The sequence below is a fragment of the Nocardioides sp. zg-1308 genome (assembly GCF_013155375.1).
Lineage (GTDB): Bacteria > Actinomycetota > Actinomycetes > Propionibacteriales > Nocardioidaceae > Nocardioides > Nocardioides renjunii.
Map to the genome: position 1 here is coordinate 35,369 of NZ_JABJQY010000002.1, position 26,994 is coordinate 62,362.

Sequence of the window (26,994 nt, forward strand, 5' to 3'; positions counted from 1 at the left end):
AACGTGCACCGTCACGCTACCCAGCAGCGACGCCGTGGAAACAGGGGTCAGGCAAAGGTTGTGGACAACCGCTCAGACCTTGCCGCGCAGGATCCGGCGCCAGTAGACCTGCGGCAGCGCGTAGCGGTCCACCCACCACGTCAGCGCCCGCGGACGGGCCAGGTCGAGCACCGGCACGGACGGCTGCGGTCGGCCGTCGCGGTCCACCTCGACGAGCATCAGGCGGCGCCGCGAGGTCGTGATCGGCATGACGGTGTAGCCGTCGTAGTGCTGGAACCCGCCGCCCTCCCGGGCCGCGAAGATGTTGGCCGCGAGGACCGCGACCTGCTTGCGCAGCGCACCGCCCGACGACGGGGTGCGGATGTCGGCCACGTCCCCGCACGACCACACCGCGGGGAAGCGGCAGTGCTGCAGGGTCTGCGGGTCGGTGTCGACGAGCCCGGCGGGCGTGTCGCCGGCGAGGCCGCCGTCGACCACCCACTGCGGTGCGCGGTAGTGCGGCACGACGTGGGCGAACGCCACGCCGTCGAGGGTCTCCTCCCCCGCCGGCGTCGCCAGCGTGACGCGGCCGGCGGCGAGCCCGGAGACCACCGACTCGCGGTGCACCCGCACGCCGTACGACTCGATCACCCGTTCCAGCGCGGCGTCCGGGCCGGCGAGGCCGAGCGGCGACGGGCCGGGCAGGACCAGGTGCACGTCGAGGTCGGCCAGCACGCCGGTGCGCCTCCAGTGGTCGCTCGCCATGAACAGGGGCTTGAGCGCCGTCGCGCCGCACGGCGCGGGCTCCGGCGGGACGGTGAAGACCACGCGCCCGGCGCGCAGGCCGCGCAGCGTCGGCCACACCCGCTCGACGGTGTCGTCGTCGAACGTCGACGCCGCCCACCCGTCGGCGTACGCCTCGCGCAGGCCCGGCGTCGCGTCCCAGTCCTCGTCGAGGCCGGGGCAGACCACGAGCGTCGTGCAGGTGATCCGGCGCCCCGACCGGGTGGTCACCGACGGCCCCTCGGGGTCGACCGACACCACCTCGTCGCGGATCGCGGTGCAGCCGCGCGGCAGGACCCGCTCCGCCGGGCGCTGGAGCGAGCCCATCGTGGCCTCGCCGCCACCGACGTAGTTGAGGAGCGGGCGGTAGCGGTGGACCGCCCGGGACTCGACCACCGCCACGTCACGTGCGCCGTCGCGCAGCAGCCGGGCCGCGAGCGAGATCCCGGCGTTGCCGCCGCCGACCACGAGCACGTCGTGGTGCTGCCCTGCGTCCGCCACTGCGCCTCCGGGTGTTGGTCGGTCCTTCCCGACCGTACGGGGCGGCCCTCAGCGGCGCGGGAGGACGATCACCAGGCCGGCACCGACGGCGTCGCCCTGCCATCGGCCGCCGAGCACCTCGGTGACCGCCTCGCCGGTGCGGGCGGCCGTGCGCTCCTCCGTGGCACCGGCCCGCGAGGCGCCGCAGGCGACCCGGATCCGGACGTGGTCCTGCTCGGCCTCGAGGTGCAGCGACACCGGACCGTCGCCGTGGGAGGCGAGGTCGGCGGCCACGCTGTCCAGCACCTGCTCCACCGGCCCGTGGGTGACGGGCAGGTCGCCGCCGTCACCCAGCACGACCTCCACCTGACGACCGGGCGCCAGCCGCCGTCCCCACCGCTCGACGGTGAGGGCGGCCAGGTCGCGCAGCGTGACGGTGCGGCCGGTCACCACGCCACGGCTGCGCTCGGCGTCGACCAGCTCGGAGACGGTGTCCTGCAGCCGCGTGACGTCGGCCAGGCAGCGCACGACGGTGCGGCGTACGTCGTCGTCGAGGTCGTCGCGCAGCAGGATCTCCTCCAGCTCGAGGCGCAGGGCGGTGAGCGGCGTGCGCAGGGAGTGGGAGGTCTGTTGAACGGAGTCGTTGATCCGGCGGAACTGCTCCTCGAGGTTGCGCGCGCTCGAGCGCAGCGCCGCCCCCACGGCCGCGACCTCGGGCACCCGTGAGACCGGCGCCTCGATGTCGAAGCGGCCGCGGCCGAGCGCCTCCGCGCTCTCGGCCAGCTCGGCGAAGGGCCGGGAGAAGCCGCGCGCGACCAGCAGGGCCAGCGTGCCGGCGACCAGCGCGGCGGCCGCCATCAGCACGAGCAGGGCGCGGGAGACGCCGGCCGTCATGGCACCCACGTGGGTGGCGCCACTCGTCAGCGTGACCGTCGTGGTGCCGACGGAGCGCTCGACGACCAGCGGCTCGTCGAGGTCCGCGGCCGAGAACATCGCGCCGTCGGCGGTGAGGTCGGGCTCGCCGTCGCGGGAGACCGTGAGCCGTAAGTCGGCCGAGACCCACCGGGCCAGGTCGTCCTCGGAGACCTCCGGGCCGCGGTCGTGCTGCTCCTCGACGACGGTCGCCGCCTGGCGGGCCAGGTCGGCGAGGTGGTCCCGCTCGCCGTCACGCACCGCGTCGGCCAGCATCGAGCGACCGACCAGGAGGGCGGTGGCGACGATCAGCAGCGAGAGACCTACGAGGATGGCGGCGAGCCGTCGGCGCACGTCAGGTGCCGGTTTCCAATCGGAAGCCGACGCCGCGGATGGCGACCACGCGCTCGCCGGCCTCGGCCGCCTCGAGCTTGCTGCGCAGACGACCGATGGTGACGTCGAGGGTCTTGGTGGAGCCGTACCAGTTCTGGTCCCACACCTGGTTCATCAGGGTCTCGCGGGGCACGACCTTGTCGTGGTTGGACGCGAGGACCGCCAGCACGTCGAACTCCTTGGCGGTCAGCGCGATCTCGCGCTCGCCGAGGTGCACGCGGCGCGAGGCGGCGTCGATCTTGAGGCCCGAGGACGTGGTGACGGTGCTGTCGTCCTCCTGCGGGACCTGCGCGCTGCGGCGCAGGAGGGCGCGCACGCGGGCCAGCAGCTCGGCGAGGCCGAACGGCTTGGCGAGGTAGTCGTCGGCGCCGACGTCGAGGCCGACCACGCGGTCGAGCTCACCGGCGCGGGCGGTGACCATGATGATTCCGCCCAGATATCCACCAGAACGCATCTGGCGGCACACGTCGATGCCGTCCATGTCGGGCAGGCCGAGGTCGAGGATCACGACCGCCGGACCCTTGTCGACGGCGAAGGACACGGCCTCCGCGCCACCCGAGACCCGGTTGACGTCGTAGCCCTCCCGCTCCAGGGTGCGCATGAGGGGGACGGCGATGTCTTCCTCGTCCTCAACCACCAACACGTCGTGCACCATGCGGTCGAGCATAGATGCAGGGTCAGCGGTTCGTGGTCTGAATGCCCATGTCGACGGAGGACGAGATGCTCGTGGAGGTCGGCGACGGCGGCGCCGCCTCGCTCGGAGCGGACAGGACGCCACCGGCAGCAAGGACCACCGCGACGGGGATCAGCAGGATGCGGGACATGGGAAAAGCATGCGTCCGCGACATCCACACCCGATCCTCGCGTGGTCCACACGAGGGAAATGTTTCGGACGTGTTCGGGCACGGTCGGGCAGGAGCAGACTTGACCGGATCTTGACGTCGTAGCCCACCCCCAGGCAGGGGGTCCGGGCGTGATCGGGTCCGGGTCGGGGCCGGTCGGGGCCGGGTCAGGCCTCGAAGACGTCCCCGAGGTCGGCCACGCGCTGCAGCACCTGCTCCATCGAGAACTGCTCGAGGGCCAGCTCGTCCTCGGCCCCGGCCTGGACCTCGTCCCACGTCAGCGGCGTCGCGGCGGTGGGCCGCTCGCGGCCACGCAGCGAGTAGGGCGAGATCGTCGTCTTGGAGCCCGAGTTCTGCGACCAGTCGAGGAAGACCTTGCCGGGTCGCTTCGCCTTGGTCATCACGCTCGTCACCAGGTCGGGGTGCTCCTTCTGCAGCTCCTCGGCGACCTCCTTGGCCAGCGCCGTCGTGCCGTCGCTGTCGAGGCTGTCCTTCCCGCCGGGCATCGGGGCGTAGAGGTGCAGCCCCTTGCTGCCGCTCGTGACCGGCGTGCAGCCCAGGTCGCGCTCGGCGAGCGCGTCGCGGACCATCAGGGCCACCTGGGCGCACTCGTGGAGGCCTGCGGGCTCGCCGGGGTCGAGGTCGATCACGAGGCGGTCCGGGTCGCGCGGGCGCCCGTCGTCGTCGACCGTCCACTGGTGGACGTGCAGCTCGAGCGCGGCGAGGTTGGCCAGCCAGGTGAGGGTCGCGAGGTCGTCGCAGATCGGGAAGCGGATGGTGCCCTCCCCCTTGCCGGAGCGCGACCCGGTGGTGGGCACCTCGTGCGTACGCACCCACGACGGCGTGCCGGCCGGCGCGTTCTTCTCGAAGAAGCTCGATCCCTGCACCCCGTGCGGCCAGCGGATCCGGGTGACGGCCCGGTCGACCAGGTGCGGCAGCAGCACCGGCGACACCTGGGCGTAGTAGTTGAGCACCTCGCCCTTGGTCGTTCCGGTGCGCGGGTAGAGGACCTTGTCGAGGTTGCTGATGGTGAGGGTCCGGCCCTCGACGTCGACCTGCACCTCTCCGGCGGCGGGGCTCATCGATCGCCCTCTCGTGCCAGGTCCTCGGGAGAGACGTCGTCGCGCACGCCCTGGAAGGAGGGCTGGCGCAGGCGGTCGTAGCCGAGGCCGTGGGTGTCGATGTCGACCACGACGCGCGGCTCCACCCAGACCGTGCCGGACGCGTCGACCTTCGGTACGTCGTCCGCGAACGGCGAGCCACCGGCGGCCAGCGGCGCGAGCAGCTCGGCGAGCCGGGTGCTGGTGGCGCCGGTGATGCCGCTGCCGACGCGGCCCCGGTAGAGCAGGCCGTCGGGAGTCGGCTCGCCGACGAGCAGCGCGGCCAGCCGGCTCGTCGTACCGACCTGGGGGCGCCAGCCGCCCACGACGAACGAGCCGCGGTGCCGGTGCGCCAGCTTGCGCCAGTCGTCGCTGCGGGCGTCGAAGCGGTAGCGCGAGCCGCGGCGCTTGCTCACCACCCCCTCCAGCCCCTGCTGCAGGGTGGCGTCGAACAGCATGTCGCCGTCGTCGTACGCCGCCGGGACCTGCCACGTCGAGTCGGCGAGCGGCAGCTCCTCGAGCAGCGCCCGGCGCTCCTCGAGCGGGCGGGCGGCGAGGTCCTGGCCGTCGAGGCGCAGCAGGTCGAAGACCATGAGCGTGGCGGGCACGGTGGTGACGAGGCGGGCGACGTCCTTGGCGTTGCGCACGTGCATGCGGTGCTGCAGGACCCGGAAGTCCGGCACCCCACGCTCGTTGAGGGCGATGACCTCGCCGTCGACGAGGAGGTCGCGGTCGCCGAGCGGCGGAGCGCTCAGGTCCGGCCAGGCCGGCGTGACGTTGTTGTCGTTGCGGCTGGTCATCCGCGTGGCGCCGTCGCGGACGTCGACGAGGACGCGGACGCCGTCCCACTTCACCTCGTGCAGCCACTGGTCACCGCTCGGCACGCGGTCGGTCTTGGTGGCGAGCATGGGACGCACGCGGTCAGTCTGGCATCCCGTCGGCGTCGCGCCGTCACCCCTCGGGTGGTCCCGCGGGTCATCCCTCGGTGGGAGACGGGCGTCCGCGCCGGCCGCTATCGTCGGGTCATGCGAGCGATCTGGAAGGGTGCCGTGTCCTTCGGCCTGGTCAGCGTGCCGGTCAAGCTCTACGCGGCGACCGAGAGCCACGACGTGTCCTTCCGGCAGGTGCACGCCAAGGACGGGGGCCGGATCAAGTACCAGCGCGTCTGCTCCCTCGACGGGGAGGAGGTGGCCTACGCCGACATCGCCAAGGGCTACGAGACCGAGGACGGCGAGATGGTCATCCTCACTGACGACGACATGGCCGAGCTGCCGTCGACGTCGTCGCGCGAGATCGCGGTCGAGAAGTTCGTGCCCCGCGAGCAGATCGACCCGCTGCTCTTCGAGAAGTCCTACTACCTCGAGCCGGAGGGCGCCGGCGCCAAGCCCTACGCGCTGCTGCGCCAGGCGCTCAAGGACGCCGACCGGATGGCCGTCGTCACCGTCGCGCTGCGCCAACGTACGACGATCGCCGTGCTCCGCGTGCGCGAGACCGAGGCCGGCGAGGTCATCGTGCTGCAGACGATGATGTGGCCCGACGAGGTGCGCGTCCCCGACTTCAAGGTCGAGGTCGACGACGCCAAGCCGCAGGAGGTCAAGATGGCCCACATGCTCGTCGAGACCCTCGCCGGCGACTTCGACGCGACCGAGTTCGAGGACGACTACGCCGGTGCCGTCGAGGCGCTCGTGAAGTCGAAGATCGAGGGAGGCGAGATCAAGCGCACGGAGACCTCCACCAAGACGTCCGGCGAGGTCGTCGACCTGCTCGCCGCGCTGCAGAAGTCCGTCGCCGCGGCCAAGACCGCCCGCGGCGAGGAGTCGGACGACTCGGACTCAGACTCCGACTCCGACTCCGACTCCGACGACGAGGCGCCCAAGCGGTCGGCCGCCAAGAAGTCCACGGCGAAGAAGTCGACGGCCAAGAAGACCCCCGCGAAGAAGACCGCCGCCAAGAAGACCGCGGCGAAGAAGACCACCTCGAAGAAGACGGCGGCCAAGAAGGCCAGCTGACCGTCTGCTGCTCGTCGGGCGGCGCGTCGGCCACCTCGTCGTCGTACGGCGCGCGGTTGGGCGCTCCTGCCACGCTGGGACAGTCCGTATCGAATGGCTGGCCGAACGCCCGTCCCGGCAGCATCTTGATACGGACTACCCGGCGTGGGGCGAGGAGCGGTGCGTGAGACCACTTTCGAGCGCGAGGAACCTGCCTCACTCACCGCTCGGTCGGACCCGGGGATAGTCACCGCGCGGCCGGACCCGGGGATAGTCCCCATCAAACGGGTCGTCCGCGGCGCGTCCTGACGACCCGTTTGATGGGGACTATCCGGCGGGCGCGCCGGGTCAGAGCCCCGCGAGCTCCCGGAGGTCGGCGAGGATCTCGTCGTACCTCGCGACCAGCGAGATGTGTCCCTCGTCGTCTAACAGGTGCGCCCGCGCGCCGGGGATCGCGCCGGCGAGCCAGCGCCCGTGGTCGAACGGCACCATCTTGTCGTGGGCGCCCTGCCACACCGAGACGGGCACGGTGAGGTCGGCGACGTCGAACCCCCACGGCCGCACGATCTGCAGCGTGTCCTCGACCATCCCGACCGGTCCCTGCGCCATGGCGTGGCGGAAGGAGGCGGCGACGACCTCCGCGAACTCGCCGTTCAGGGCACCGGCGTCCACCTCGTCGACCAGGCCGCCGAAGGCCGCGACGATGTCGTCGGCCGTGACCGCTCCGAGCTCCTCGGCCTGCCCGACGGCGATCGCCCGGAAGGCCTCGCGACCGGCGACGGCGGCCTCGAAGTCACGCACGTTCTCCGGCCCCATGCCCGCGTCCCAGTCGAGGCCGTCGGCGCCGTGGGGCGCGACGCCGGCGAGGCTGGCGACCGCGCGGCACCGGTCCGGCATCGTGGCGGCGCAGGCCAGGGCGCGGGGTCCGCCGCCGGAGTGCCCGAGCGTGACGAAGACGCCCACCCCGAGGTGGTCGAGCAGCGTCGCGGAGTCCTCGGCGTCGGCGACGAGCGGGACCGGCCATCCGTCCGGCGTCGGTCGCGGGGTGGAGGCGCCGTAGCCGGGACGCGAGTACGTCACCAGGCGGAGGCCGGCGCGTCCGGCCGCGTCCCACAGCGACGGGTCGACGACCGCGGCGCTCGGCGTGCCGGAGTGGTGCAGGAGCGTGACGCCGTCGGTGGCGCCGCCGACGAGGAACTCCAGCCGCCGGCCGTCGGGCAGGGTCAGCGACTGAGGGATCGACTGGGGAGCAGAGGTCATGCCGGATCGTGGCACGCTCAGGAGGCGTGGGCCACCGACGTACGCGTCATCCGCCGCAGCTGCGCCCCCACCTCCGCGGCGACGGCCACGGCCAGCTCGGCGCGGGTCTCGCCCTCGACCTCGGGCACGACGTGCTGCACGACCCCGTCGGCCAGCAGGTCGGCGGCCCGCACCCGCTGGGCCGACGCCATCTCGGCGGCGTGGTCGACGTCGCCGTGGACGATGATGCTCGCCCCCTCGGGCGGCAGGGGCGAGAGCCACGCGTGCTCGGTCGCGACCACCGTCCGGGCGGGCAGGAACGCGAGCGCCCCTCCCCCGCACCCCTGGCCGAGGATCACCGACACGGTCGGCACCTTCATCGTCGTCAGCGTGGCGATGCACCGGGCGATCTCGCCGGCGATGGCGCGCTCCTCGGCGTCGGGCGACAGCTCGGCGCCCGGGGTGTCGATGACGCTGACCAGGGGCAGGCCGAGCTCCTCGGCCAGCCGCATGCCGCGGCGCGCCTCGCGCAGCGCGCCCGGGCCCATCGCGTGGCCGGGTGCCTGGCGTGAGCGGTCCTGCCCGATGACGACGCACGGCTGGTCGTCGAGGCGGGTGAGGGCGACCATCACGGTGGAGTCGCGCTCGCCCTCGTCGGTGCCCCGCAGCTGCAACGTCCCGGCAGCGCCGTGCGTCAGCAGGTCGCGCACGCCGGCCCGGTCCGTACGACGCGTGCGCTCGACGCTGTCCCAGGCGGCGTGGTCGCCGATGGTCTGCGCCGGGCGCGCGGGGAGCCGACTGGGGCCGGGCGGGTCGACGAGCACAGCGAGCGCGGCCTCGACCATCGCCGGGAGGTCCTCGGCGGCGACGACGCCATCGATGACGCCGACGGCCGCGAGGTTCTCCGCCACCTGCACGCCCGGGCGGAACGGCCTCCCGTGCAGCCCCTCGTAGACCTTCGGGCCGAGGAAGCCGACCAACGCTCCCGGCTCGGCCACGGTCACGTGGCCGAGGGAGCCCCACGACGCGTAGACGCCGCCGGTCGTCGGGTGGCGCAGGTGCACGAGGTAGGGCAGGCCGGCGGCGCGGTGGTCCATCAGCGCGCGGGAGATCTCGACCATCCGGACGAAGGCGGGCGTGCCCTCCTGCATCCGGGTGCCACCGGAGGCCGTGCTGGCCAGGAGCGGCAGTCCCTCGGCGGTGGCGCGGCGCACGGCCGCGGTGATGCGGTCGGCGGCGGCCCGGCCGATCGAGCCGGCGAGGAAGCGGAACTCGTTGACCACGACGGCCACCGGTCGGCCGTGGACCTCGCCGCGACCGGTCAGCACCGACTCGTCCGTGCCGGCCTTCTCCGCGGCGGCCTCGAGCACGGCGCGGTAGCCCGCGTCGACGCCGGTGAGGTCCACCGGTGAGTCCCACGACACGAACGTCCCCTCGTCGAGCACGAGGTCAAGGAGCTCGTGGGCGGTCCAGCGTCGGGTCATGGGGTCCCCACGGCGTTGTCCGGAGGAGCGCAGCGGAGGAGGAGAACGGCGTGGGGTGTGCTCACGAGCCACCCCCGCCGACCCACGAGCGGATCTCGTCGGCGTGCTGGTCGAGCAGCGGCGGCGCCACGTGGTCGCGGCGCGTCACCTCGGTGCCCTCGGCGTCGAAGAAGCGCAGCGGCGGCCCGGGCAGCGTGATGCCGCCCAGGGTGGGGTGCTCGACGTCGACGAGCAGGCCCTGGCTGGCGACCTGGTCCCACTCGTAGACCTCGTCGAGGGTCCGCACCTTGCCCGCGGGCACGCCGACCTCGGCGAGCCGGGACAGCAGCGGCTCGGCGTCCCAGTCGGCGAAGGCCTGCTCCACCACCTCGATGACGCGGTCGCGCTGCGCGACGCGCTCCTGGTTGGTGGCCAGCCCCTCGGCCTCGGGGTCGAGCCCGAAGCCCTCGCAGAACCGCTTCCACAGCCCCTCGCTGCCCAGCGCGATCTGCACCGCGCCGTCGCGGCAGTGAAACAGGCCATAGGGAGAGATCGACGGGTGGTGGTTGCCCTGCGCCCGGCCGACCTGGCCGGCGACGGTCCACCGGGTGCCCTGGAAGGCGTGCACGCCGACGACCGACGCCAGCAGCGACGTCCGCACGACCGTGCCCTTGCCGGTCGCGTGCCGCTCGTGCAGCGCGGCGAGCACGCCGTAGGCGCCGTACATCCCCGACAGCAGGTCGGCGATGGGTACGCCGACGCGCTGCGGGTCGTCGGGACCCGACCCGGTCAGCGACATCAGGCCGGCCTCCCCCTGGGCGATCTGGTCGTAGCCGGCGCGGCCGCCCTCGGGACCGTCGTGGCCGAAGCCGGTGATGGAGAGGACCACCAACCGCGGGTTGCGGCGCATCATCTCCTCGATGCCGAGCCCGAGCCGCTCGAGGACGCCGGTGCGGAAGTTCTCCACCAGCACGTCGGCGCGCTCCACGAGCCCGATGAGCACGTCCTTGTCGGTCTGGTCCTTGAGGTCGAGCGCGATCGACTCCTTGTTGCGGTTGGTGCACAGGAAGTACGTCGACTGGCGGGCGTCGGGCTCGCCGACGAACGGCGGCCCCCAGCCGCGGGTGTCGTCGCCGCTGCCGGGCGACTCCACCTTGATCACGCGGGCGCCGAGGTCGCCGAACATCTGGGTGGCGTGCGGGCCCGCGAGGGCGCGGGTGAGGTCGACGACGAGGAGGTCCGCGAGCGGTCCGGTCGGGTGGGTGGTCGGGTCAGTCATGCGGGTCACCATCCTGGGAGGACGAGGGCTGCCCAGACGAGCAGCGGGCCGACGAGGGTCACCACGACGCCGTAGCCGAGGATCTGCTTGTAGTAGACCGGCTCGCTGATCGAGTCCGGCCGGTTGGCGAGCATCAGCGCACCGTTGGTGGAGAACGGGCTGACGTCGACGATGGTCGACGACACGGCGAGGGCCGCGACGAACAGCGCCGCGTTGATGCCGCCGTCGGCGATGAGGGGCACGGCGATCGGGATGATCACCGGCAGCAGCGCGGTGGACGAGGCGAACGCGGACACCACGCCGCCGACGTAGCAGAGGACCAGCGCGCCGATCGCGGCCGCACCGAGGCCGGCCGCCCAGTTGCCGACGAACTCCGGCGAGCCGGCGGTGGTCAGGATGGTGGCGTAGGTGCTGACACCGGCGACGAGCAGCACGGTCGGCCAGGCGATCTGCTTGACCGCGTCCTTGTGCTCCTCGGCGTTCAGCATGGCGAGGATGACGGCCGCCGTGATCGCGACGAAGCCGATGTTCTTGTCGAAGACGAGCGCGACGACGGCGACGCCGACGAAGGCGAGGAGCGTCAGCACCTGGTCACGACGTACGCCCTGGGCCTGCGTGCCGGTCGGCGCGGACGTGCCGTAGCCCCGGGCCGGGACGGTGGCGCCGCCGCGGTGCAGGTCGTCGTCGAGCGTGTCGGGCTCGTCGGGGTCGATCCGCATCGCCATCAGCTTGCGGCCGCCGAGGGCCACGAAGAGGATCGCGGCCATGATCGTGTTGACGACGAGGCTGGCGAGGAAGACGGTGATCTCGCTCGACGGGAGTCCCGCGTCCTCCATGACGGAGTTGGTGATCACGCCGTAGATGCTGATCGGCGAGAAGCCGCCGGCCTGGGCGCCGTGGACCACGAACATGCCCATCATCAGCGGGCTGATGCCGTAGCGGCCGGCGAAGCCGAGCGCGATCGGGCCGATGATCGCGCAGGCGGCCGGGCTCACCGCGCCGATGCCGGTCAGCACGGCGGTCACCGCGAACATCACCCACGGGATGAGGGCCACGCGGCCGCCCACGGCCCTGACCGCGGTCCGCACGATCAGGTCGACCGTGCCGTTGTTGCGCGCGATGGCGAACAGGTAGGTGACGCCGATCAGGGTGAGGATGAGGTCACCGCTGACGCCGGCGAGGATCTCCTTCTCGTCCAGGTCGAGGGCGTACATGCCCACGAACCACGCGGCGACGTAGGCCAGCGCTCCCATGTTGATCGGCAGCACCGTGCCGATCACGAACAACGCGACCAGGGCGATGATCGCGACCCATTCCGGACCCATGTCAGACCTCCGAGTCGAACCGCACGGCGGGGACCGGGGGTGACCCTCGTCACGATGCTGGCTCAGTGGCCTAGCCAATAGGACAATGAACCGTGAGTCAATAGGCTGTCCGCATGGCCGAGCCGTCCTTCCCGCCCCGGTTGCTCCGCACCCGCCTCTACGAGCAGGTGGCGGGGCAGATCTCGGCGTGGATCAGCGACAACGGCCTCCAGGCCGGCGACAAGCTGCCCGCCGAGCGCGAGCTGGCCCAACGGCTCGGCGTCAGTCGGGCCACCCTGAGCCAGGCGCTCGTCGCGCTGGAGGTGGTCGGGGTCGTCGAGGTCCGCCACGGCGACGGCACCGTGGTCACCGCCCGGGCCCAGACCTCGACGCGCATCGTCGAGGCGATCCGCAGCCACGCCGACCGCCTGCCCGAGGTCATCGAGACCCGAGACGCGCTCGAGACCAAGATCGCCTCGCTGGCCGCCCTGCGACGCACCGCCGACGACCTCGCCCGCATCGACGACGCGCTCGCCTCCATGGAGGCCGACATCGCGGCCGGCGGTCGCGGCGTGGAGGGCGACGAGCGCTTCCACGGCGCCGTCACCGCCGCGTCCCACTCCCTGCTGCTGGCCCGGCTGATGGACGAGATCGGCGACCTGGTGCGCGAGACGCGGCTCGAGTCGCTGGGCCAGCCCGGCCGGCCGCAGGACTCGCTGGCCGGCCACCGCGCGATCGCCGAGGCGATCCGCGCCGGCGACCCCGACGCGGCCGCGGCCGCCATGCACGCGCACGTCGAGATGGTCAGCGACGTCGCGCTCCTGCGCGAACAGCAGTGACGGCGCTCGACGCGCTCCTGGTCCTCGCGACCGGGCTCGGCGCCGGCATCCTGTCCTCCACGGTCGGCGTCGCGTCGCTGCTGAGCTTCCCCGTGCTGGTCGCGCTCGGGCTGCCGCCGGTCGTCGCCAACGTCACCAACACGCTCGGGATGATCCCGGCCGGCCTCGGCGGCGTCGTCGGCTACCGCCAGGAGGTCAGGGAGGGCGGCCGGGTCGCCGTGGTCATCGTGGTCGTCTGCGCGATCGGCGCGGTCCTCGGCGCCGCCCTGCTGCTCGGCCTGCCGCCGGGCGTCTTCGAGGCCGTCGTCCCGTGGCTCATCCTCTTCACCTGCCTGCTGGTCGCCATCCAGCCGCGGATCAGTGCCTGGCTGCGGGCCCGCCACGAGCAGCAGCACGGCGAGCAGCGCGCCGAGCGGCGCCACATGTCGCCGGCCACGACCGCGTTCGCCACGCTCACCGGCGTCTACGGCGGCTACTTCGGGGCCGGCGCCGGCGTGATGATGGTGGCCGTCCTCGGGCTCGGCACCGACCTCGAGCTGCGCATCGTCAACGGCCTCAAGACCCTGTCGCTCATGGTCGGCAACATCGTGGCGGGCCTCATCTTCGTGGTGGTCGCGGATCCGCGGTGGGACGTCGCCGGACTGCTCGCCGCCGGCTCGCTGGTCGGCGGCTACGTCGGCGCCCGCATCGGCCGCAAGCTCCCCGACTCGGTCTTCCGCGGGGCCGTGGTGGCGGCCGGCGTGGTGGCGGCGCTACTGCTGTTCTGAGGCCTGCAGGTCCGAGGCCCGGGGGCCGAGGCCGGCCGTCCCGCGGGCGGCGGCCGAGTCCGGCGACGCGAGGTGGAAGCGCGACATCAGGGCGTCGCTGAGCCGCGGCGCCACGACGTTGACCACCGCCCCGACCCGGCCCGCGGCGGTGTCCCAGGTGACCGGCCGGTCCTCCAGCGCCCGCACCACCCGGGCCGCCGCCTCCTCGGCCGACATGCTCGCGCGGCCGTCGTACGCGTCCGTCGGGGCCACCATCGGGGTGCGCACCAGCCCGAAGCGCATGTTGGTGAACGTGACGCCGTCGGCGTAGGTCTCACGACCCGCGATCCGCGACCACGTGTCGAGCGCGGTCTTGGAGGCGATGTAGGCGGAGAACTTCGGCGCCTTGAGCTGCACGCCCCACGTCACCACGTTGACGACGTGGCCGAAGCCCTGCGCCCGCATGGAGGGCAGCAGGCCCATGGTCAGGCGGACGGGGCCGAAGAAGTTGATCGCCATCGTGCGCTCGACGTCGTGGAACCGGTCCTGGGACAGCTCGAGCGAGCGGCGGATCGAGCGGCCGGCGTTGTTGACGAGGTGGTCGACGGTGCCGACCTCCTCCAGCACCTGCTGCACCAGCGCGTCGACCGCGTCGAGGTCGGTCAGGTCGACGGCGTACGACGACGCCCGCCCGCCGCGCTCCTCGATCGCCGTGCGGACCCGGTCGAGCTCCGCCTCCCGCCGGGCGACCAGGACGACGCGGGCACCTGCCGCCGCCGCGGCCCGGGCAGTGGCCTCGCCGATGCCGGAGCTCGCCCCGGTGACCAGGACCGTGCGGCCCACCAGTGGGCTCGGCGCGTCGCGGCCCAGGCGGGCCGCGAGCCGGCGCAGGCGGGCCCGCGGCGTCACGAGGAGCAGGCCCATCAGGACAGGCCCATCAGGACAGCAGGCTCCGCACCACGCGCAGGCCGACCGACAGGCGCGCCAGCTCGGCGGTCTCCTCGCGACAGATCTCCTCCAGCGTCGCGGCCGAGTGGGTGATCCGCTCCTGGTCGGCGTCCTCCCACTGCGCGACCCGCACGGGTGCGGGGTCGTCGGCGCTGGTGGACTCGAGGACCTGCGCGGTGAGCTGCTGGTGCACGCCGTAGAGGTCGTCGCGCACCGCCGCGCGCGCCATCGTCTGCCAGCGGTCGTCGCGTGGGAGCGCGAAGATCCGCTCGACGAGCGCCGGCAGGCCGAGCCGCTCCCCCAGCGCGAAGTGGACCCGGGCCACCTCGACGGGGTCGAGGTCGAACCGGTCCGCGGTCTCGACGATCCCGAGCAGGGCGTAGGCCGGGGCCAGCACGGCGACCCGCGAGGCGAGGTCCTCGGGCACGCCGTGGTCGGTCAGCCGCTTCTCGCGGGCACGGTGGTCGTCGAGCTCGCGACCGCTCATGATGCTGGGCAGCTCGGCCATCACCGCCTGCACGCGACCACGGAAGAACTCCACGGTCGCGATGGAGTCGAGTGGCGGGCGCCGGTTGGTGACCAGCCAGCGCGAGGCGCGCTCGACGAGCGTCCGCATCTCGATGCGCATCCGGGTCTGCCGCTCGGCCGGCACCACGTTGTCGAGCGCCGCGATCTCCTGGCGGATCGCGAGCGAGCCGAAGATCTCCCGCGCGACGAAGTTGGCGCGCGTCAGGTCGGCCGGGCTGGCGCCGGTCTCGCCCTGCAGCCGCGGCCAGAACGTCATGCCGGCACCGTTGACGAGGTCGTTGACGACCTGCGTCACGATGATCTCCCTGCGCAGCGGGTGCTCCTCGATGGCCGCCTCGAGGTCCGGCTTCATCCGGCTCGGGAAGTAGGCCAGCAGGTCCTCGCGCAGGTAGGGGTCGTCGGGCAGGTCGGACTGGATGAGCTCGTCGGCCAGCACGATCTTGGTCCAGGCGAGCAGCACGGACAGCTCGGGCGCGGACAGCGCCTGCTTGCGGTCGAGGCGCCGCTTGACCTGTCGCGTGCTGGGCAGGCCCTCGAGCTCGCGGTTGAGGACGCCGCGCCGCTCGAGGGCTCGCATCCAGTCCTCGTGGACGTGCAGCAGCGACGGCGCGTGGGCCTGCGCGTTGGCCAGGGCGAGGTTCTGCTCGTAGTTGTCGCGCAGCACCAGGTCGCCGACCTCGTCGGTCATCTCGGCGAGCAGCGCGTTGCGCGACGGCTCGTCCATCTCGCCGGAGCGGACGATCTTGTCGAGCAGGATCTTGATGTTGACCTCGTGGTCGGAGGTGTCCACCCCGGCCGAGTTGTCGATGAAGTCGGTGTTGATCCGGCCGCCGTCGCCGTTGACGCCGAACCGGGCGTACTCGACCCGGCCGAGCTGGGTGAAGCCGAGGTTGCCGCCCTCGCCGACGCAGCGCGCGCGGAGGTCCTCGCCGTTGACGCGGATGGCGTCGTTGGCCTTGTCGCCGGCGTCGGCGTCGGTCTCCTCCGACGACTTCACGTAGGTGCCGATGCCGCCGTTCCACAGCAGGTCGACGGGCGCGAGCAGGATCGCCTTCATCAGCTCGGCGGGGGTCAGCGCGGTGACGTCGGCGCTGATGCCCAGCGCCTCGCGAGCCTGCGCCGAGACCGGGATCGACTTGGCCGAGCGGGGCCACACGCCGCCGCCCGCGGAGATCAGCGAGGTGTCGTAGTCCTTCCAGCTCGACCTCGGCAGGTCGAAGAGCCGGCGCCGCTCGGCGTACGACGTCGCCGCGTCGGGGTCCGGGTCGATGAAGATGTCGCGGTGGTCGAAGGCGGCGACCAGGCGGGTGTGCTCGGAGCAGAGCAGGCCGTTGCCGAAGACGTCGCCGGACATGTCGCCGATGCCCACGGCCGTGTGGTCCTCGGCCTGGCAGTCGACGCCCATCTCACGGAAGTGGCGCTGCACCGAGACCCAGGCGCCGCGGGCCGTGATGCCCATCCCCTTGTGGTCGTAGCCCACCGAGCCGCCGGAGGCGAAGGCGTCGCCGAGCCAGAAGCCGTAGTCCTTCGCCACGCCGTTGGCGATGTCGGAGAACGTCGCGGTGCCCTTGTCGGCGGCGACGACGAGGTAGGAGTCGTCGCCGTCGTGGCGCACCACCTCGCTCGGCGGCACGGTGCGGCCGTCGACGAGGTTGTCGGTGATGTCGAGCAGGCCGGAGATGAACGTCTTGTAGCAGGCCACGCCCTCGGCCAGCCACGCGTCGCGGTCGGACGGGTCGGGCAGCTGCTTGCAGAAGAACGCGCCCTTCGCGCCCACCGGCACGATGACGGTGTTCTTGACCATCTGCGCCTTGACCAGGCCGAGCACCTCGGTGCGGAAGTCGTCGCGGCGGTCGGACCACCGCAGGCCACCGCGGGCCACCGCGCCGAAGCGCAGGTGCGAGCCCTCGACCCGGGGGCTGTAGACGAAGATCTCGTAGCGCGGCCGCGGCTCGGGCAGGTCCGGGATCGCCGACGGCTCGAGCTTGAACGAGATGTAGGGGTGCACCTCGCCGGTCTCGGTGCGCTGGAAGAAGTTGGTGCGCAGCGTCGCGCGGACCAGCGTGCGGTAGGAGCGCAGGATGCGGTCGTGGTCGAGGCTGACCACGTCGTCGAGGGCCGTGGCGAGGCGCTCCTCGAGGGCCTCCACCTTGGCGACGCGGGCCTCCGCGTCGGCCTCGAGCGCGCGGTCGCCGCGGCCGGGGTCGAAGCGGGACTCGAACAGCTCGACCAGCAGCCGGGTGATGTCGACGTTGCTGCGCAGCGCCTCCTGGATGTAGTCCAGTGCGAAGGGCGAGCCGCCCTGCTTGAGGTACTTGGCGTAGGCCCGCAGCACCGTCGCCTGGCGCCAGGTGAGGCCGGCCGCGAGGACCAGCTGGTTGAAGCCGTCGATCTCGTTGTAGCCGTCCCAGACCGCGCGGAGCGCCTCGGCGAACAGGGCCCGCTCGTGGGGCGGCAGGACACGACCGTGGCGCAGGCCGAACTCGTAGATGTAGGACGGTCGCGACAGCCCGCTCAGCTGGTAGGGCCGCTCGTCGACGACCTCGACGCCCATCGAGGTGAGCATCGGCAGCATGGTGCTCAGCGACAGCGGCTCGCCGACCCGGAACACCTTGAGCCGCGACTCGCCGCGGCGGTAGCTGCCGGTCTGCTCGTCCTGGTCGAAGAGCGCGAGGTCGATGCCCTGCTCGCCCCGGATCGCCTCGATCCGGCCGAGGTCGGCGGACCCGCGCTGGGGGCTGTAGTCCTCCTTGTAGGCCTCGGGGAAGGCGTCGGCCCAGGCCCGGGCCAGCTGCGAGCCGCGGTCCTCCCCGTGCTCGCTGACGACCGCCGCCACGAAGTCGTCGCGCCACGACCTCGACGCCTCCGTCAGCCGACGCTCGAGGTCGGCGACGTCGATCTCGGGAATGCTCTCGCCCTGGGGCGGGTGGACCACGAAGTGCACGCGCGCGGTGGTGGACTCGTTGACGCGGGCGGTGAACTCGACGTGCTCCCCGCCGAGGTCCTCGCGCAGGATCGCCGAGAACCGCTCGCGCACCGCGGTGCTGTAGCGGTCGCGCGGCAGGTAGACCAGCACCGAGACGTAGCGGCCGTAGGTGTCGCGGCGCACGAACGTGCGCAGCTGGCGGCGCTGGCGGGCGAACATCACGTCCTGCGCGACCGGTGCCAGCTCGGCCGGCGAGGTGTGGAAGAGCTCGTCGCGGGGGTAGTTCTCCAGCGTGTCCATCAGCGCCTTGCCGGCGTGGCTGCGGGGGTCGAAGCCGGCGTGCCGCATGACCTCGGCGACCTTCTCCCTCAGCACCGGGATGCGGGTGACCGACTCGGTGTAGGCCGCGCTGGAGAACAGGCCGAGGAAGCGCCGCTCGCCGACGACCTCGCCGTCGGGTCCGAACGTCTTGACGCCGACGTAGTCGAGGTAGGCGGGGCGGTGCACGGTGGCGCGCGAGTTGGCCTTGGCCAGCACGAGCAGGGTCCGCTCGCGGGCCTTGGCCTTGACGAGCGGCGGCAGCTTGGCGAACGAGCTCGACAGGTGCTGGTCGTGGCGCAGGATGCCGAGCCCGGAGCCGGGGACGGCGCGCAGCCCGCACTCGTCGGGCTCGCCCTCCTCGGCCTCGAGCTGGTACTCGCGGTAGCCGAGGAACGTGAAGTGGTCGTCGGCGAGCCAGGTGAGGAAGTCACGACCCTGGCGGATCTCGGCGGCCGGCAGCGGCGGCGGGGTGGCGTCGAGGTCGGTCACCACGGAGAGGGCCTGGGCGTGCATCTTCTCCCAGTCCTCCACCGACTCCCGGACGTCGCGGAGGACCCGCTGGAGGCCCTCGGTGATGTCGGCCGCCTCGTCCTCGTCGGTGCGGTCGATCTCGACGTGCATCCACGACTCGGCGCCGTCCGGGGAGTCGCGGTCCGGCTCCTGGGTGTGCACGTGCTGCAGCGCGCCGGTGATGTCGCGCTCGACGTGGAACTGCGGGTGGATCACGGCGTGCACGTTGTGACCGAGCCGGTTGAGCTCCATGGTCACCGAGTCGACGAGGAACGGCATGTCGTCGGTGACCACCTCGACCACCGAGCGGCCCGACGCCGACCAGCCGCCGTCGGCGACGGTGGGCGTCACCACGCGCACGGTCGCGGTGCCCTGGGGACGCGAGGCGGCCAGCTCGCGGTGCGAGGCCAGGGCGCCGTAGAGGTCCTCCGGGGTGCGCTCCGCGACCTCCTCGGGGGCCACGTGGCGGTAGTAGGCGCGGAGCAGCTCCTCCCACTCGGGACGGTCCTGGGCCGCTGCGTCGAGCTGCTGGTCCTTGGTCTCCTCGGGCGTCGCCACGCCCCGACCATAGAACCCGCCGTGTGACCCTCACAACACGGGGGTGGGGGCGTCGATGGGGCCATGATGGGCGCCATGAAGAAGCTCACCAAGAAGCTGACGTACGACGCTCCCGCCGACGCCGTGGGCGCCATGCTGCGCGACCCCGCCTTCCGTGAGGCGGTGCTCCAGAGGCAGCACGTCGTGCGTGGCTCGGCCCGCGTCGACGGCGACGTCGTCACCATCGAGCAGGTGCACTCGACCGACGGGGTCCCGTCCTTCGCCCGCTCGTTCGTCGGCGACGAGATCGCCATCGTGCAGACCGAGACCTGGACCTCACCCGCCGCCGCTGGGATCGACCTGGCGATCCCCGGCAAGCCGGGCGAGGCGTCGGGGTCGCTGACCCTCACCGGGGCCGGCGCGACGACCACGGAGACGGTCGTCCTCGACGTGTCGGTGCGCGTCCCCTTCGTCGGCGGCAAGGTGGAGGGGATGATCGCCGACCTGCTCGGGGCTGCCTTCGACCGCGAGCACGAGGTGGGCGTGGAGTGGCTCGCGCGGACCTGACCCCGCTCGACGAGGCGTACGCCGCCCTCCGTGCCGTCGTGGCCGGACTCGGCGAGGACGACGCATGGTCGCCGACAGGCTGCGCGGGCTGGGCGGTGCGCGATCTCATGTGGCACCTGCACGCCGACGCGGTCCGCGGCCTGGTGGCCGCCCACACGCCGGCGCCCAGCCCGGCCGACCGCGACGCCGTGTCCTACTGGCGCGCGTGGGGCAGCGACCCGGACGCCGACGAGCGCAACCGGCGGCTCACCCGTGTCGAGGCGGGACTGCACCCGTTCGCGGCGCTGCGCGAGCGGTACCTCGAGGCGTCGTCGGCGGCCGCCCGGGCGGTCGGCGCGCTGCCGCCCGAGCAGGTCGTGGCGACCCAGGGCCACACGCTCCGGGCCGCCGACCTCGCGAGCACGCTGGCCGTGGAGGCGACGCTGCACCACCTGGACCTCATCGCCCACCTCGACGGTGCGGCCGCTCCCCCGGCTCCTGGCACGGCGGAGGCGCGACGCGTGGTCGAGGCGTTGCTCGGTGAGGAGCTGCCCGGCTGGACCGACGAGCGGGTCGCGCTGGTGGGCACCGGGCGGGCCGCCCCGACCGCGGAGGAGCGCGCCCGGCTGTCCGACGTACGGCTCCCGGTCTTCAGCTGACGGCCGGCGGCGCCCGGGCTCAGTCGTGCCGGGCGGTGGGTGAGGAGGAGTCGGCGGGCCGGGGGTCCTCCTCCGGCAGCGCCGCGTCGGCCCGGCGCCGCAGCCACACCACCACGCCGAGCAGCACGAACGGCCCGAACGCGAGCAGGATCGTCAGCGCCTGCTCGTAGGGGTGCAGCGCCCCCATGTGCCACAGGGCACGGAGCGGGAGGACGGGGACGGGCACGCCCCCATCCTCCCCCACGACGGAGCCCGGCCGGAATCAGCCCTGGTGCGGGTAGCGGTGGTCCTTCGGCGGCACGAAGTTCTCCTTGATGGAGCGCGGCGAGGTCCAGCGCAACAGGTTGACCGGCGCGCCGGCCTTGTCGTTGGTGCCGGACGCGCGACCGCCACCGAAGGGCTGCTGACCCACCACGGCGCCGGTCGGCTTGTCGTTGATGTAGAAGTTGCCGGCCGCGAAGCGCAGCGTCTTGCGGGCCCAGGCGATCACGGCACGGTCCTGGGCGATGATCGCGCCGGTCAGGGCGTACGGCGCGAACGACTCCATCTGCGCCACGACGGACTCGAAGTCGGCGTCGTCGTAGACGTGGACGGTGAGGATCGGGCCGAAGTACTCGGTGCTGAACATCTCGTCGGTCGGGTCGCCGCCCTCGACGATCGTCGGGCGCACGAAGAAGCCCTCCGAGTCGTCGACCTGGCCACCGGCGAGGATGTCGAGCCCGTCGGTCGCGCGGGCCCGCTCGATGGCCACCTTGTGCTTGTCGAACGCGCGCCGGTCGATGACCGCGCCCATGAAGTGCGACAGGTCCGTGACGTCGCCCATCGACAGCGCCTCGGTGTCGGCGATCAGCTGGTCCTTGATCCTGTCCCACACCGAGCGGGCGACGTAGGCCCGCGAGGCGGCCGAGCACTTCTGGCCCTGGAACTCGAAGGCGCCGCGGATCATCGCCACGCGCAGCACGTCGGGGTCGGCGCTGGGGTGCGCGACGATGAAGTCCTTGCCGCCGGTCTCACCGACGATGCGGGGGTAGGCGCGGTAGCCCTCGATGTTCTCGCCGACCGTGCGCCACAGGTGCTGGAACGTCGGCGTGGAGCCGGTGAAGTGGATCCCGGCGAGGTCGCGGTGCGCCAGCGCGACCTTGGAGACGTCGAGGCCGTCGCCGGGCAGCATGTTGATGACGCCGGGCGGCATCCCGGCCTCCTCGAGCAGCTCCATCGTCAGCGACGCGGCGAGCTGCTGCGTGGGGCTGGGCTTCCAGATGACCGTGTTGCCCATCAGCGCGGGCGCGGTGGGCAGGTTGCCCGCGATCGCGGTGAAGTTGAACGGCGTGATCGCGTAGACGAAGCCCTCGAGCGGGCGGTGGTCGGTGCGGTTCCACAGGCCCGGGCTGTTGGCGATCGGCTGGTCGGTGAGGATCTGCTTGGCGTAGTGGACGTTGAAGCGCCAGAAGTCGATGAGCTCGCACGCGGCGTCGATCTCGGCCTGGAACGCGGTCTTCGACTGGCCCAGCATCGTCGCGGCGTTGAGGCGCTGGCGCCACGGGCCGGCGAGCAGGTCGGCGGCCTTGAGGATCACGGCGCAGCGCTCGTCGAACGGCATCGCCTGCCAACCCGGCGCGGCGTCGGCCGCCGCGCGGATCGCGTCCTCGGCGTCGGTGGTCGTGGAGTTCTTCAGCGTGCCCAGCACGTGCTGGTGGTCGTGGGGCTGGACGACCTCGATCTCCGCGCCGCCCCCGTCACGGTGCTCGCCGCCGATCACGGCCGGGAACGAGCGCTGGTCCTTCTCCATCTCGGCGAGCTCGGCGACGAGGGTCTCCCGCTCCGGGCTGCCGGGGGCGTACGTCAGGTTCGGCTCGTTGGTGGGAGCCGGAGGAAAGGTGATCGCGTCCATGCGGGTGATCGTGTCAGACACCCCGCGCGGGCTCCAAGAACGCGTCAGGGCAGCTGCATGACGGTCTCGGTCTCCCCCGACGTGAACCACGCGAGCTCGTGGCGGAGGCACTTCTGCGCCACCTCGGCGGCGTCCTCCCGCTCGAGCCGGTAGGCAGCAGACGCCCGCCGGACGTCCTCGGCGGCGTCCTCGGTGTCGACCATCCACGCGGCGACGTCGTGCGGGAACCCGAAGGTCGCCGTGACGAGGCCAGGGTGCTCCCGGTCGAGGGCCGGCCAGCCGGCGGGGTCGGGGAAGCCCGGCGTGACGGCGTCGGTGTCGACCGCGATCACCAGTCGCCGCATCGGCTCCCCCTCGTCGGAGAAGCTGCCCAGGCTCGCCTGGGCGGCGTCGGTCATCGCGTAGTGCTCGAGCTCCTCCTCGTCGAGCCCCGGCAGAGCCGCCCGGAGCGCGTCGGTGACAGCGAACCCCGGCCACGCCAGCTCCTGGGGCTCGTCGTCACCCGTCGCCGCGAGCACACCGTGCCACTCCAGGACCGCGTCCCACGCACCCACCACGAACACTCGTGTCGTCACGTCGGTTCCTTCCCCTCGGTCGTCCTCGTCGATGTCGCTCCGCGTCCCCTCGGCGCCCGGGGGCGAGAGTCGGCCGCGGAGTCCTTGAGCTCCTCGAGCGCCTCCAGCACGCACTGGCCGAGGACGTCGGCGTCGGGTACGGCGTCGCGGTCGGCGGTGATGCCGTAGAAGACGCCGCCGTCGTAGGACGTCACGCCGATCGCCAGCGGGTGGTCGGGCAGCAGCGGGTGCACGGGGTAGGTCTCCAGCATCCGGGCGCCGTCGGCGTAGAGCGGGAACTGCGGGCCGGGGACGTTGGTGATCGACATGTGGAACCCGCGCCGGAGCTCGGCCGCGGCGAGGCGGGAGCCGAGCGCGTGGAAGGTCGTCGGCGCGAAGCCGGCGATGCCCGACAGCCGCCGCGCGGACACGTTGCGCCCGTTGTCGCGGTGGGCCCTGAGGTCATAGCTGACCTGGTGCAGCCGGACCACCGGGCTGGCCTCGCTGATCGGCAGGTTGACCAGGTGTCCGGTGACCTGGCTGCCGAGCGAGGTGGCCTCCAGCTCGTCGTCGATGACCGACATCGGCACGAACGCCTTGATCGCCCGGAGGCCCGACATCGACTCCGCGCGGGTCATCAGCCAGCCGCGCAGGCCACCGGCGAGGGTGGCGAGGATGACGTCGTTCACCGTGCCGCCGTGCGCCTCGCGGACGGCACGGTAGTCGGAGAGCTCGGTGCGCACGGTGACGAAGCGGCGCTGCTGCGACAGCTTGCGGTGCACCGGAGTGGAGTGGACCGGGCCGCGCCCGGCCAAGGCGCTCGCCACCTCGGTGACGCGAGCGCCGGTGGCGCTGGCCTGCCGGCCGAGCGACTCGGCGTTGGCGCGGGTGGTCGACCACAGCGTGCGTGGGCTCTCCAGCGTGTCGGTCACGGCGGTGACCGCGGTCGCGACCGGTCCCGCGGCGCGCCGGGGCTGCCAGGCGTCGTCGTGGCCCAGCGCGGAGCGGTCCGGTGAGGTGTCGAGCAGCACCTGGCCGATGTCGACGGTCTCGCGGCCGTCGACGAGGATCTGGTGGCTCTTGGCCAGCAGCGCGAAGCGGCCCCCGGCCAGGCCCTCGACGAAGTAGCACTCCCACAGCGGCCGGCTGCGGTCGAGGGGACGCGAGGCGATGCGGGCGACGAGCTCGCGGAGCTGGTCCATCGTGCCGGGCCGCGGCAGCGCCGAGCGGCGTACGTGGTAGCCGAGGTCGAAGTTCTCGTCGTCCACCCACGCTGGGTTCGCCAGCCGCCCGGGCACCGTCTGGAGCCGCTGGCGGTAGCGGGGAACGAAGGCGATGCGGTCCGCGATGAGCTCGACGAGGCGGTCGTGGTCGAACCCGGACTCCCCCGGGTCGAAGACCTCGACGGTCGCGTTGTGCATGGGCGTCGTGGGGGACTCGGCGGCCAGGATGGCCAGGTCCCGCGGCCGGAGCCGCTCACTCATCTCGTTGCCCCTTCGATCGACCGTCGTGCCGCACCGGCCGCGGTCCGGGCCGGTGCTCGTCGCGCTTGTCCCGCATGGGATTCTGACAGAGGTGGTGTCGCGGTGCCCGACCATCCTCGCCGTGGCCACCCTCGTCCGAGGAACGCACCCCAAGGAGATCCCTGTGTCCGGTCGCGGTCGTGCGCGCCAAGCCCTCGCCCCCGTCGTCCTCCTCCTGGCCGCCGGCCTCGCCGCGTGCGGCGGCGACGCCGAGCCGCCGGCCACCAGCCAGTCGCCGCGCACCGAGGGCGACTCCGTGGTCGTCGAGGTGACCCGCGAGGGCGACACGTTCACGCCCAACGGCGAGCGGGTCGACCTCGGCACCGGACAGACCCTCGTCCTGGAGGTCACCGCCGACGAGGCCGGCGAGCTGCACGTGCACAGCACCCCCGAGCAGGACATCGCCTACGAGGAGGGCACCTCGGAGCACAAGATCACCGTCGACCGGCCCGGCGTGGTCGAGGTGGAGAGCCACGACCCCGACTCCATCGTCCTCCAGCTCGAAGTCCGGTGAGCGCCGGGCAGACGGGCGCGGGCGGCACCATCTCGGCCCACGGGCTGGGCGGCGCCAAGGACCTGCCGGTCCCCGCGGAGCTGGCGATCGCCGGCGCGGTGGCGGCCCTCGTCATCTCCTTCACCGTCCTGGCGGTGGCGTGGCGCGAGCCGCGCTACGACGGCGTCCCCACCGGCCGGCCGGCACCCGACTGGCTCGACCGCCTCGCGTCCTCCCGGATCCTGGCGATCGCGGCCCGGGTGCTCGGCATGGCGTTCTTCCTCTACGTCGCCGCTGCTGCGGTGTTCGGCAAGGACTCCCTGATCAACCCGTTCCTCGGGACCTTCTACGTGCTGCTGTGGGTGGGGCTCGTGCCGGCGTCGCTGCTGCTCGGCCCGTTCTTCAAGGCGGTCAGCCCGGCCCGCACGGTCAGCATGCTGTTCGCGAAGGTCTCCGGCGTGCCGGAGGGCGAGGGCCTGTACGTCTATCCCGCCCGCCTCGGCTACTGGCCGGCGGCGCTGGGTCTCTTCGCGTTCGTGTGGCTCGAGCTCGTCTACCCCGCCTCGACCGACGTCGGACCCGTGCGCCTGTGGTGCGCGGCCTACCTCGGGATCATGCTGATCGGCTCGGCCGTGTGGGGCACGACGTTCCTCGAGCGGGCCGACCCGTTCGAGGTCTACTCCTCGCTCGTGGGCAAGCTCTCGGTCTGGGGCCACCGCGACGGCCGACTCGTGCTGCGCAGCCCGCTGGCCAACCTCGCCACCGTGGTGCCGCGCCCCGGGCTGGTGATGGTCGTCGGCGTGCTGTTCGGCAGCACGGCGTTCGACTCGTTCCGGGAGTCGACGGCCTGGCTCCAGCTCGTGCAGTCCCTGTCGGCGTCACGGGTGCTGCCCGACACCCTCGCCCTGGTGGCCTTCTCCGGCGGCGTGGCGCTGGTCCTCACGGTCGCGACGATGGCGACCGGCGTCACCAGCGAGACGCCGCGACGGGCCCTGCCCGACCTCTTCGCGCACTCGGTCGTGCCGATCATCGTCGGCTACATCGTGGCCCACTACCTGACCTACTTCGTCGAGTACGGCCAGCAGACCGTGATCCAGCTGAGCGACCCCTTCAGCCGCGGCGACGACTTCCTGGGGACCGCCGACCTGCAGGTCAGCTACTGGCTCTCCTCGCACCCGACGCTCGTGGCCGTGACCAAGGTGCTGGCGGTGACGCTGGGCCACGTGGTGGGCGTCGTGGCGGCCCACGACCGCGCGGTCAGGCTGCTGCCGAGGCGCCACCAGCTGACCGGTCAGCTCCCGCTTCTCGTGGCGATGGTGGGCTTCACCGTGGGTGGGCTCTACCTGCTGTTCGCCGCGTGAGCGGCCACGCTCAGGCCACGGGCCCGTAGGGCCAGCCCGCCGGCGGCTCGGACACGACCGTCACGAGCTCGCAGGAGCCGCGGTAGTCGATCACGTCGAGCGGGTCGCGGTGGCCGACGAACACGACGCGGTCGGCGTCACCGACGTCGCCCAGGGTCGGGTCGTCGCAGTGGATCCTGTCCTGCTGGCCGTCGGGGAGGACGTAGATCGTGTCGTTGCCCTGCTCGGTGAACACCTTGTCGGCGCCGGGTCCGAGGAAGACCACGTCGTTGCCCTCGTCGCCCTTGACCTTGACGTCGTTGCCGTCGCCGTCGATCAGCACGTCGTCGCCCGGTCCACCCTGGACGGCGCCATCGTCGCCCGGACCCGCGTCGATCCAGTCGTTGCCGTCGCCGCCGATGGACTTGTCGTTGCCGTCGCCGCCGATCAGGCGGTCGTCACCGTCGTTGCCGCCGAGCGTGTCGTCACCCGCCTCGCCGTAGACGGTGTCGTTCCCGATGCTCGCCGAGAGGCTGTCGTTGCCCTCGCCGCCGTAGAGGACGTCGTCGCCCTGGCCGCCGTCGATCTTGTCGTTGCCGACGTCCCCCGCGACCCAGTCGTTGCCGGGCTGGGCCGTGATCCAGTCGTCGCCGGAGTCCCCGTGCACCTCGTCGTCACCGTTGCCGGCGTAGACCGTGTCGTTGCCCGCCCGGGCTGCGACGACGTCGCGACCGCCGAGGGACATGATCCGGTTGGGGTTGCCGTTGCCCTTGATGACGTCGTTGCCCGTGGTGCCTTGCGCCAGGGCGTGGGCGGACGTCGCGGTCAGGGCGAGGGAGAGGGCCGCGAGAGCGACGCCGGCAGTGCGCAT

The 26,994-nt window shown here is 72.7% G+C and carries 24 protein-coding genes; 7 read left to right on the forward strand and 17 right to left on the reverse strand.

Features of this window, described 5'->3' with window-relative positions; all coding sequences use genetic code 11:
- Window positions 1-72: 72 nt before the first annotated feature.
- From HN031_RS01870 to ligD (HN031_RS01895), 6 genes are all read right to left on the reverse strand, one after another.
- Window positions 73-1,263, reverse strand: coding sequence for an FAD/NAD(P)-binding oxidoreductase (locus tag HN031_RS01870; RefSeq protein WP_172265594.1), 1,191 nt, complete (start codon window positions 1,261-1,263; stop codon window positions 73-75).
- Window positions 1,264-1,311: 48 nt separating this feature from the next.
- The gene (locus HN031_RS01875) at window positions 1,312-2,508 is read right to left on the reverse strand and encodes a HAMP domain-containing protein (protein ID WP_172265596.1); all 1,197 of its coding nucleotides are present in this window, start codon (window positions 2,506-2,508) and stop codon (window positions 1,312-1,314) included.
- 1 nt (window position 2,509) lies between these two features.
- The gene (locus HN031_RS01880; RefSeq protein ID WP_172271121.1) at window positions 2,510-3,199 is read right to left on the reverse strand and encodes a response regulator transcription factor; all 690 of its coding nucleotides are present in this window, start codon (window positions 3,197-3,199) and stop codon (window positions 2,510-2,512) included.
- 25 nt (window positions 3,200-3,224) lie between these two features.
- On the reverse strand, window positions 3,225-3,371 hold the full coding sequence (locus HN031_RS01885) for a hypothetical protein (protein ID WP_172265598.1): 147 nt from the start codon (window positions 3,369-3,371) through the stop codon (window positions 3,225-3,227).
- A 185-nt stretch (window positions 3,372-3,556) separates the two neighbouring features.
- Complete coding sequence (gene ligD, locus HN031_RS01890; protein ID WP_172265601.1) at window positions 3,557-4,471, reverse strand: non-homologous end-joining DNA ligase; 915 nt, start codon at window positions 4,469-4,471, stop codon at window positions 3,557-3,559.
- Complete coding sequence (ligD, locus tag HN031_RS01895) at window positions 4,468-5,397, reverse strand: non-homologous end-joining DNA ligase (RefSeq protein WP_172271123.1); 930 nt, start codon at window positions 5,395-5,397, stop codon at window positions 4,468-4,470. The genes ligD (HN031_RS01890) and ligD (HN031_RS01895) overlap by 4 nt, the downstream gene beginning before the upstream one ends.
- Window positions 5,398-5,514: 117 nt before the next feature.
- Here ligD (HN031_RS01895) and HN031_RS01900 point away from each other — a divergent pair, with 117 nt between their 5' ends.
- Complete coding sequence (locus tag HN031_RS01900; protein WP_172265604.1) at window positions 5,515-6,498, forward strand: Ku protein; 984 nt, start codon at window positions 5,515-5,517, stop codon at window positions 6,496-6,498.
- 327 nt (window positions 6,499-6,825) lie between these two features.
- Here HN031_RS01900 and HN031_RS01905 read toward each other — a convergent pair whose 3' ends face one another.
- From HN031_RS01905 to HN031_RS01920, 4 genes are all read right to left on the reverse strand, one after another.
- The gene (locus HN031_RS01905; protein ID WP_172265608.1) at window positions 6,826-7,737 is read right to left on the reverse strand and encodes an alpha/beta fold hydrolase; all 912 of its coding nucleotides are present in this window, start codon (window positions 7,735-7,737) and stop codon (window positions 6,826-6,828) included.
- Between the two features lie 17 nt (window positions 7,738-7,754).
- Window positions 7,755-9,200, reverse strand: coding sequence for a carboxyl transferase domain-containing protein (locus tag HN031_RS01910; protein WP_172265611.1), 1,446 nt, complete (start codon window positions 9,198-9,200; stop codon window positions 7,755-7,757).
- A gap of 61 nt (window positions 9,201-9,261) precedes the next feature.
- Window positions 9,262-10,458, reverse strand: coding sequence for a CaiB/BaiF CoA-transferase family protein (locus tag HN031_RS01915; RefSeq protein ID WP_172265614.1), 1,197 nt, complete (start codon window positions 10,456-10,458; stop codon window positions 9,262-9,264).
- Window positions 10,459-10,463: 5 nt separating this feature from the next.
- Window positions 10,464-11,783, reverse strand: coding sequence for an SLC13 family permease (locus HN031_RS01920; protein WP_172265617.1), 1,320 nt, complete (start codon window positions 11,781-11,783; stop codon window positions 10,464-10,466).
- Window positions 11,784-11,896: 113 nt separating this feature from the next.
- Here HN031_RS01920 and HN031_RS01925 point away from each other — a divergent pair, with 113 nt between their 5' ends.
- Together HN031_RS01925 and HN031_RS01930 are read left to right on the forward strand one after the other, a co-directional pair.
- The gene (locus tag HN031_RS01925) at window positions 11,897-12,601 is read left to right on the forward strand and encodes a FadR/GntR family transcriptional regulator (protein WP_172265620.1); all 705 of its coding nucleotides are present in this window, start codon (window positions 11,897-11,899) and stop codon (window positions 12,599-12,601) included.
- Window positions 12,598-13,368, forward strand: a complete 771-nt coding sequence (locus HN031_RS01930; RefSeq protein ID WP_172265623.1) for a sulfite exporter TauE/SafE family protein — start codon at window positions 12,598-12,600, stop codon at window positions 13,366-13,368. The genes HN031_RS01925 and HN031_RS01930 overlap by 4 nt, the downstream gene beginning before the upstream one ends.
- Here HN031_RS01930 and HN031_RS01935 read toward each other — a convergent pair.
- Window positions 13,354-14,271 (reverse strand): SDR family NAD(P)-dependent oxidoreductase, encoded by a 918-nt coding sequence (locus HN031_RS01935; protein WP_172265626.1) that lies wholly within the window; start codon window positions 14,269-14,271, stop codon window positions 13,354-13,356. The genes HN031_RS01930 and HN031_RS01935 overlap by 15 nt on opposite strands.
- Window positions 14,272-14,284: 13 nt before the next feature.
- Window positions 14,285-19,138, reverse strand: coding sequence for an NAD-glutamate dehydrogenase (locus tag HN031_RS01940; RefSeq protein WP_172265629.1), 4,854 nt, complete (start codon window positions 19,136-19,138; stop codon window positions 14,285-14,287).
- A 75-nt stretch (window positions 19,139-19,213) separates the two neighbouring features.
- Here HN031_RS01940 and HN031_RS01945 point away from each other — a divergent pair, with 75 nt between their 5' ends.
- Complete coding sequence (locus HN031_RS01945) at window positions 19,214-19,684, forward strand: DUF2505 domain-containing protein (protein WP_172265632.1); 471 nt, start codon at window positions 19,214-19,216, stop codon at window positions 19,682-19,684.
- A complete protein-coding gene (locus HN031_RS01950; protein WP_172265635.1) occupies window positions 19,666-20,322 on the forward strand; it encodes a maleylpyruvate isomerase N-terminal domain-containing protein in 657 nt (218 codons plus the stop codon). The genes HN031_RS01945 and HN031_RS01950 overlap by 19 nt, the downstream gene beginning before the upstream one ends.
- Before the next feature lie 19 nt (window positions 20,323-20,341).
- Here HN031_RS01950 and HN031_RS01955 read toward each other — a convergent pair whose 3' ends face one another.
- The 4 genes from HN031_RS01955 to HN031_RS01970 are packed head-to-tail and all read right to left on the reverse strand — an operon-like array spanning window position 20,342 to window position 24,251.
- The gene (locus HN031_RS01955; RefSeq protein ID WP_172265638.1) at window positions 20,342-20,548 is read right to left on the reverse strand and encodes a hypothetical protein; all 207 of its coding nucleotides are present in this window, start codon (window positions 20,546-20,548) and stop codon (window positions 20,342-20,344) included.
- A 36-nt stretch (window positions 20,549-20,584) separates the two neighbouring features.
- Complete coding sequence (gene pruA, locus HN031_RS01960) at window positions 20,585-22,213, reverse strand: L-glutamate gamma-semialdehyde dehydrogenase (RefSeq protein ID WP_172265641.1); 1,629 nt, start codon at window positions 22,211-22,213, stop codon at window positions 20,585-20,587.
- A gap of 44 nt (window positions 22,214-22,257) precedes the next feature.
- Window positions 22,258-22,788 carry a hypothetical protein gene (locus HN031_RS01965; protein WP_172265644.1) on the reverse strand — a complete coding sequence of 177 codons (531 nt, stop codon included), beginning with the start codon at window positions 22,786-22,788 and terminating at the stop codon, window positions 22,258-22,260.
- Entirely contained in the window at window positions 22,785-24,251 is a 1,467-nt protein-coding gene (locus HN031_RS01970) for a wax ester/triacylglycerol synthase family O-acyltransferase (RefSeq protein WP_172265647.1), read from the reverse strand. Before HN031_RS01970 ends, HN031_RS01965 begins: the two co-directional genes overlap by 4 nt.
- Before the next feature lie 121 nt (window positions 24,252-24,372).
- Here HN031_RS01970 and HN031_RS01975 point away from each other — a divergent pair, with 121 nt between their 5' ends.
- On the forward strand, window positions 24,373-24,804 hold the full coding sequence (locus HN031_RS01975) for a hypothetical protein (protein WP_367650622.1): 432 nt from the start codon (window positions 24,373-24,375) through the stop codon (window positions 24,802-24,804).
- Window positions 24,801-26,144, forward strand: a complete 1,344-nt coding sequence (locus tag HN031_RS01980) for a hypothetical protein (protein ID WP_367650623.1) — start codon at window positions 24,801-24,803, stop codon at window positions 26,142-26,144. Before HN031_RS01975 ends, HN031_RS01980 begins: the two co-directional genes overlap by 4 nt.
- Window positions 26,145-26,154: 10 nt before the next feature.
- On the opposite strand, the gene HN031_RS01985 is transcribed toward HN031_RS01980, so the two are convergent.
- Window positions 26,155-26,994, reverse strand: a complete 840-nt coding sequence (locus tag HN031_RS01985; RefSeq protein WP_172265650.1) for a calcium-binding protein — start codon at window positions 26,992-26,994, stop codon at window positions 26,155-26,157.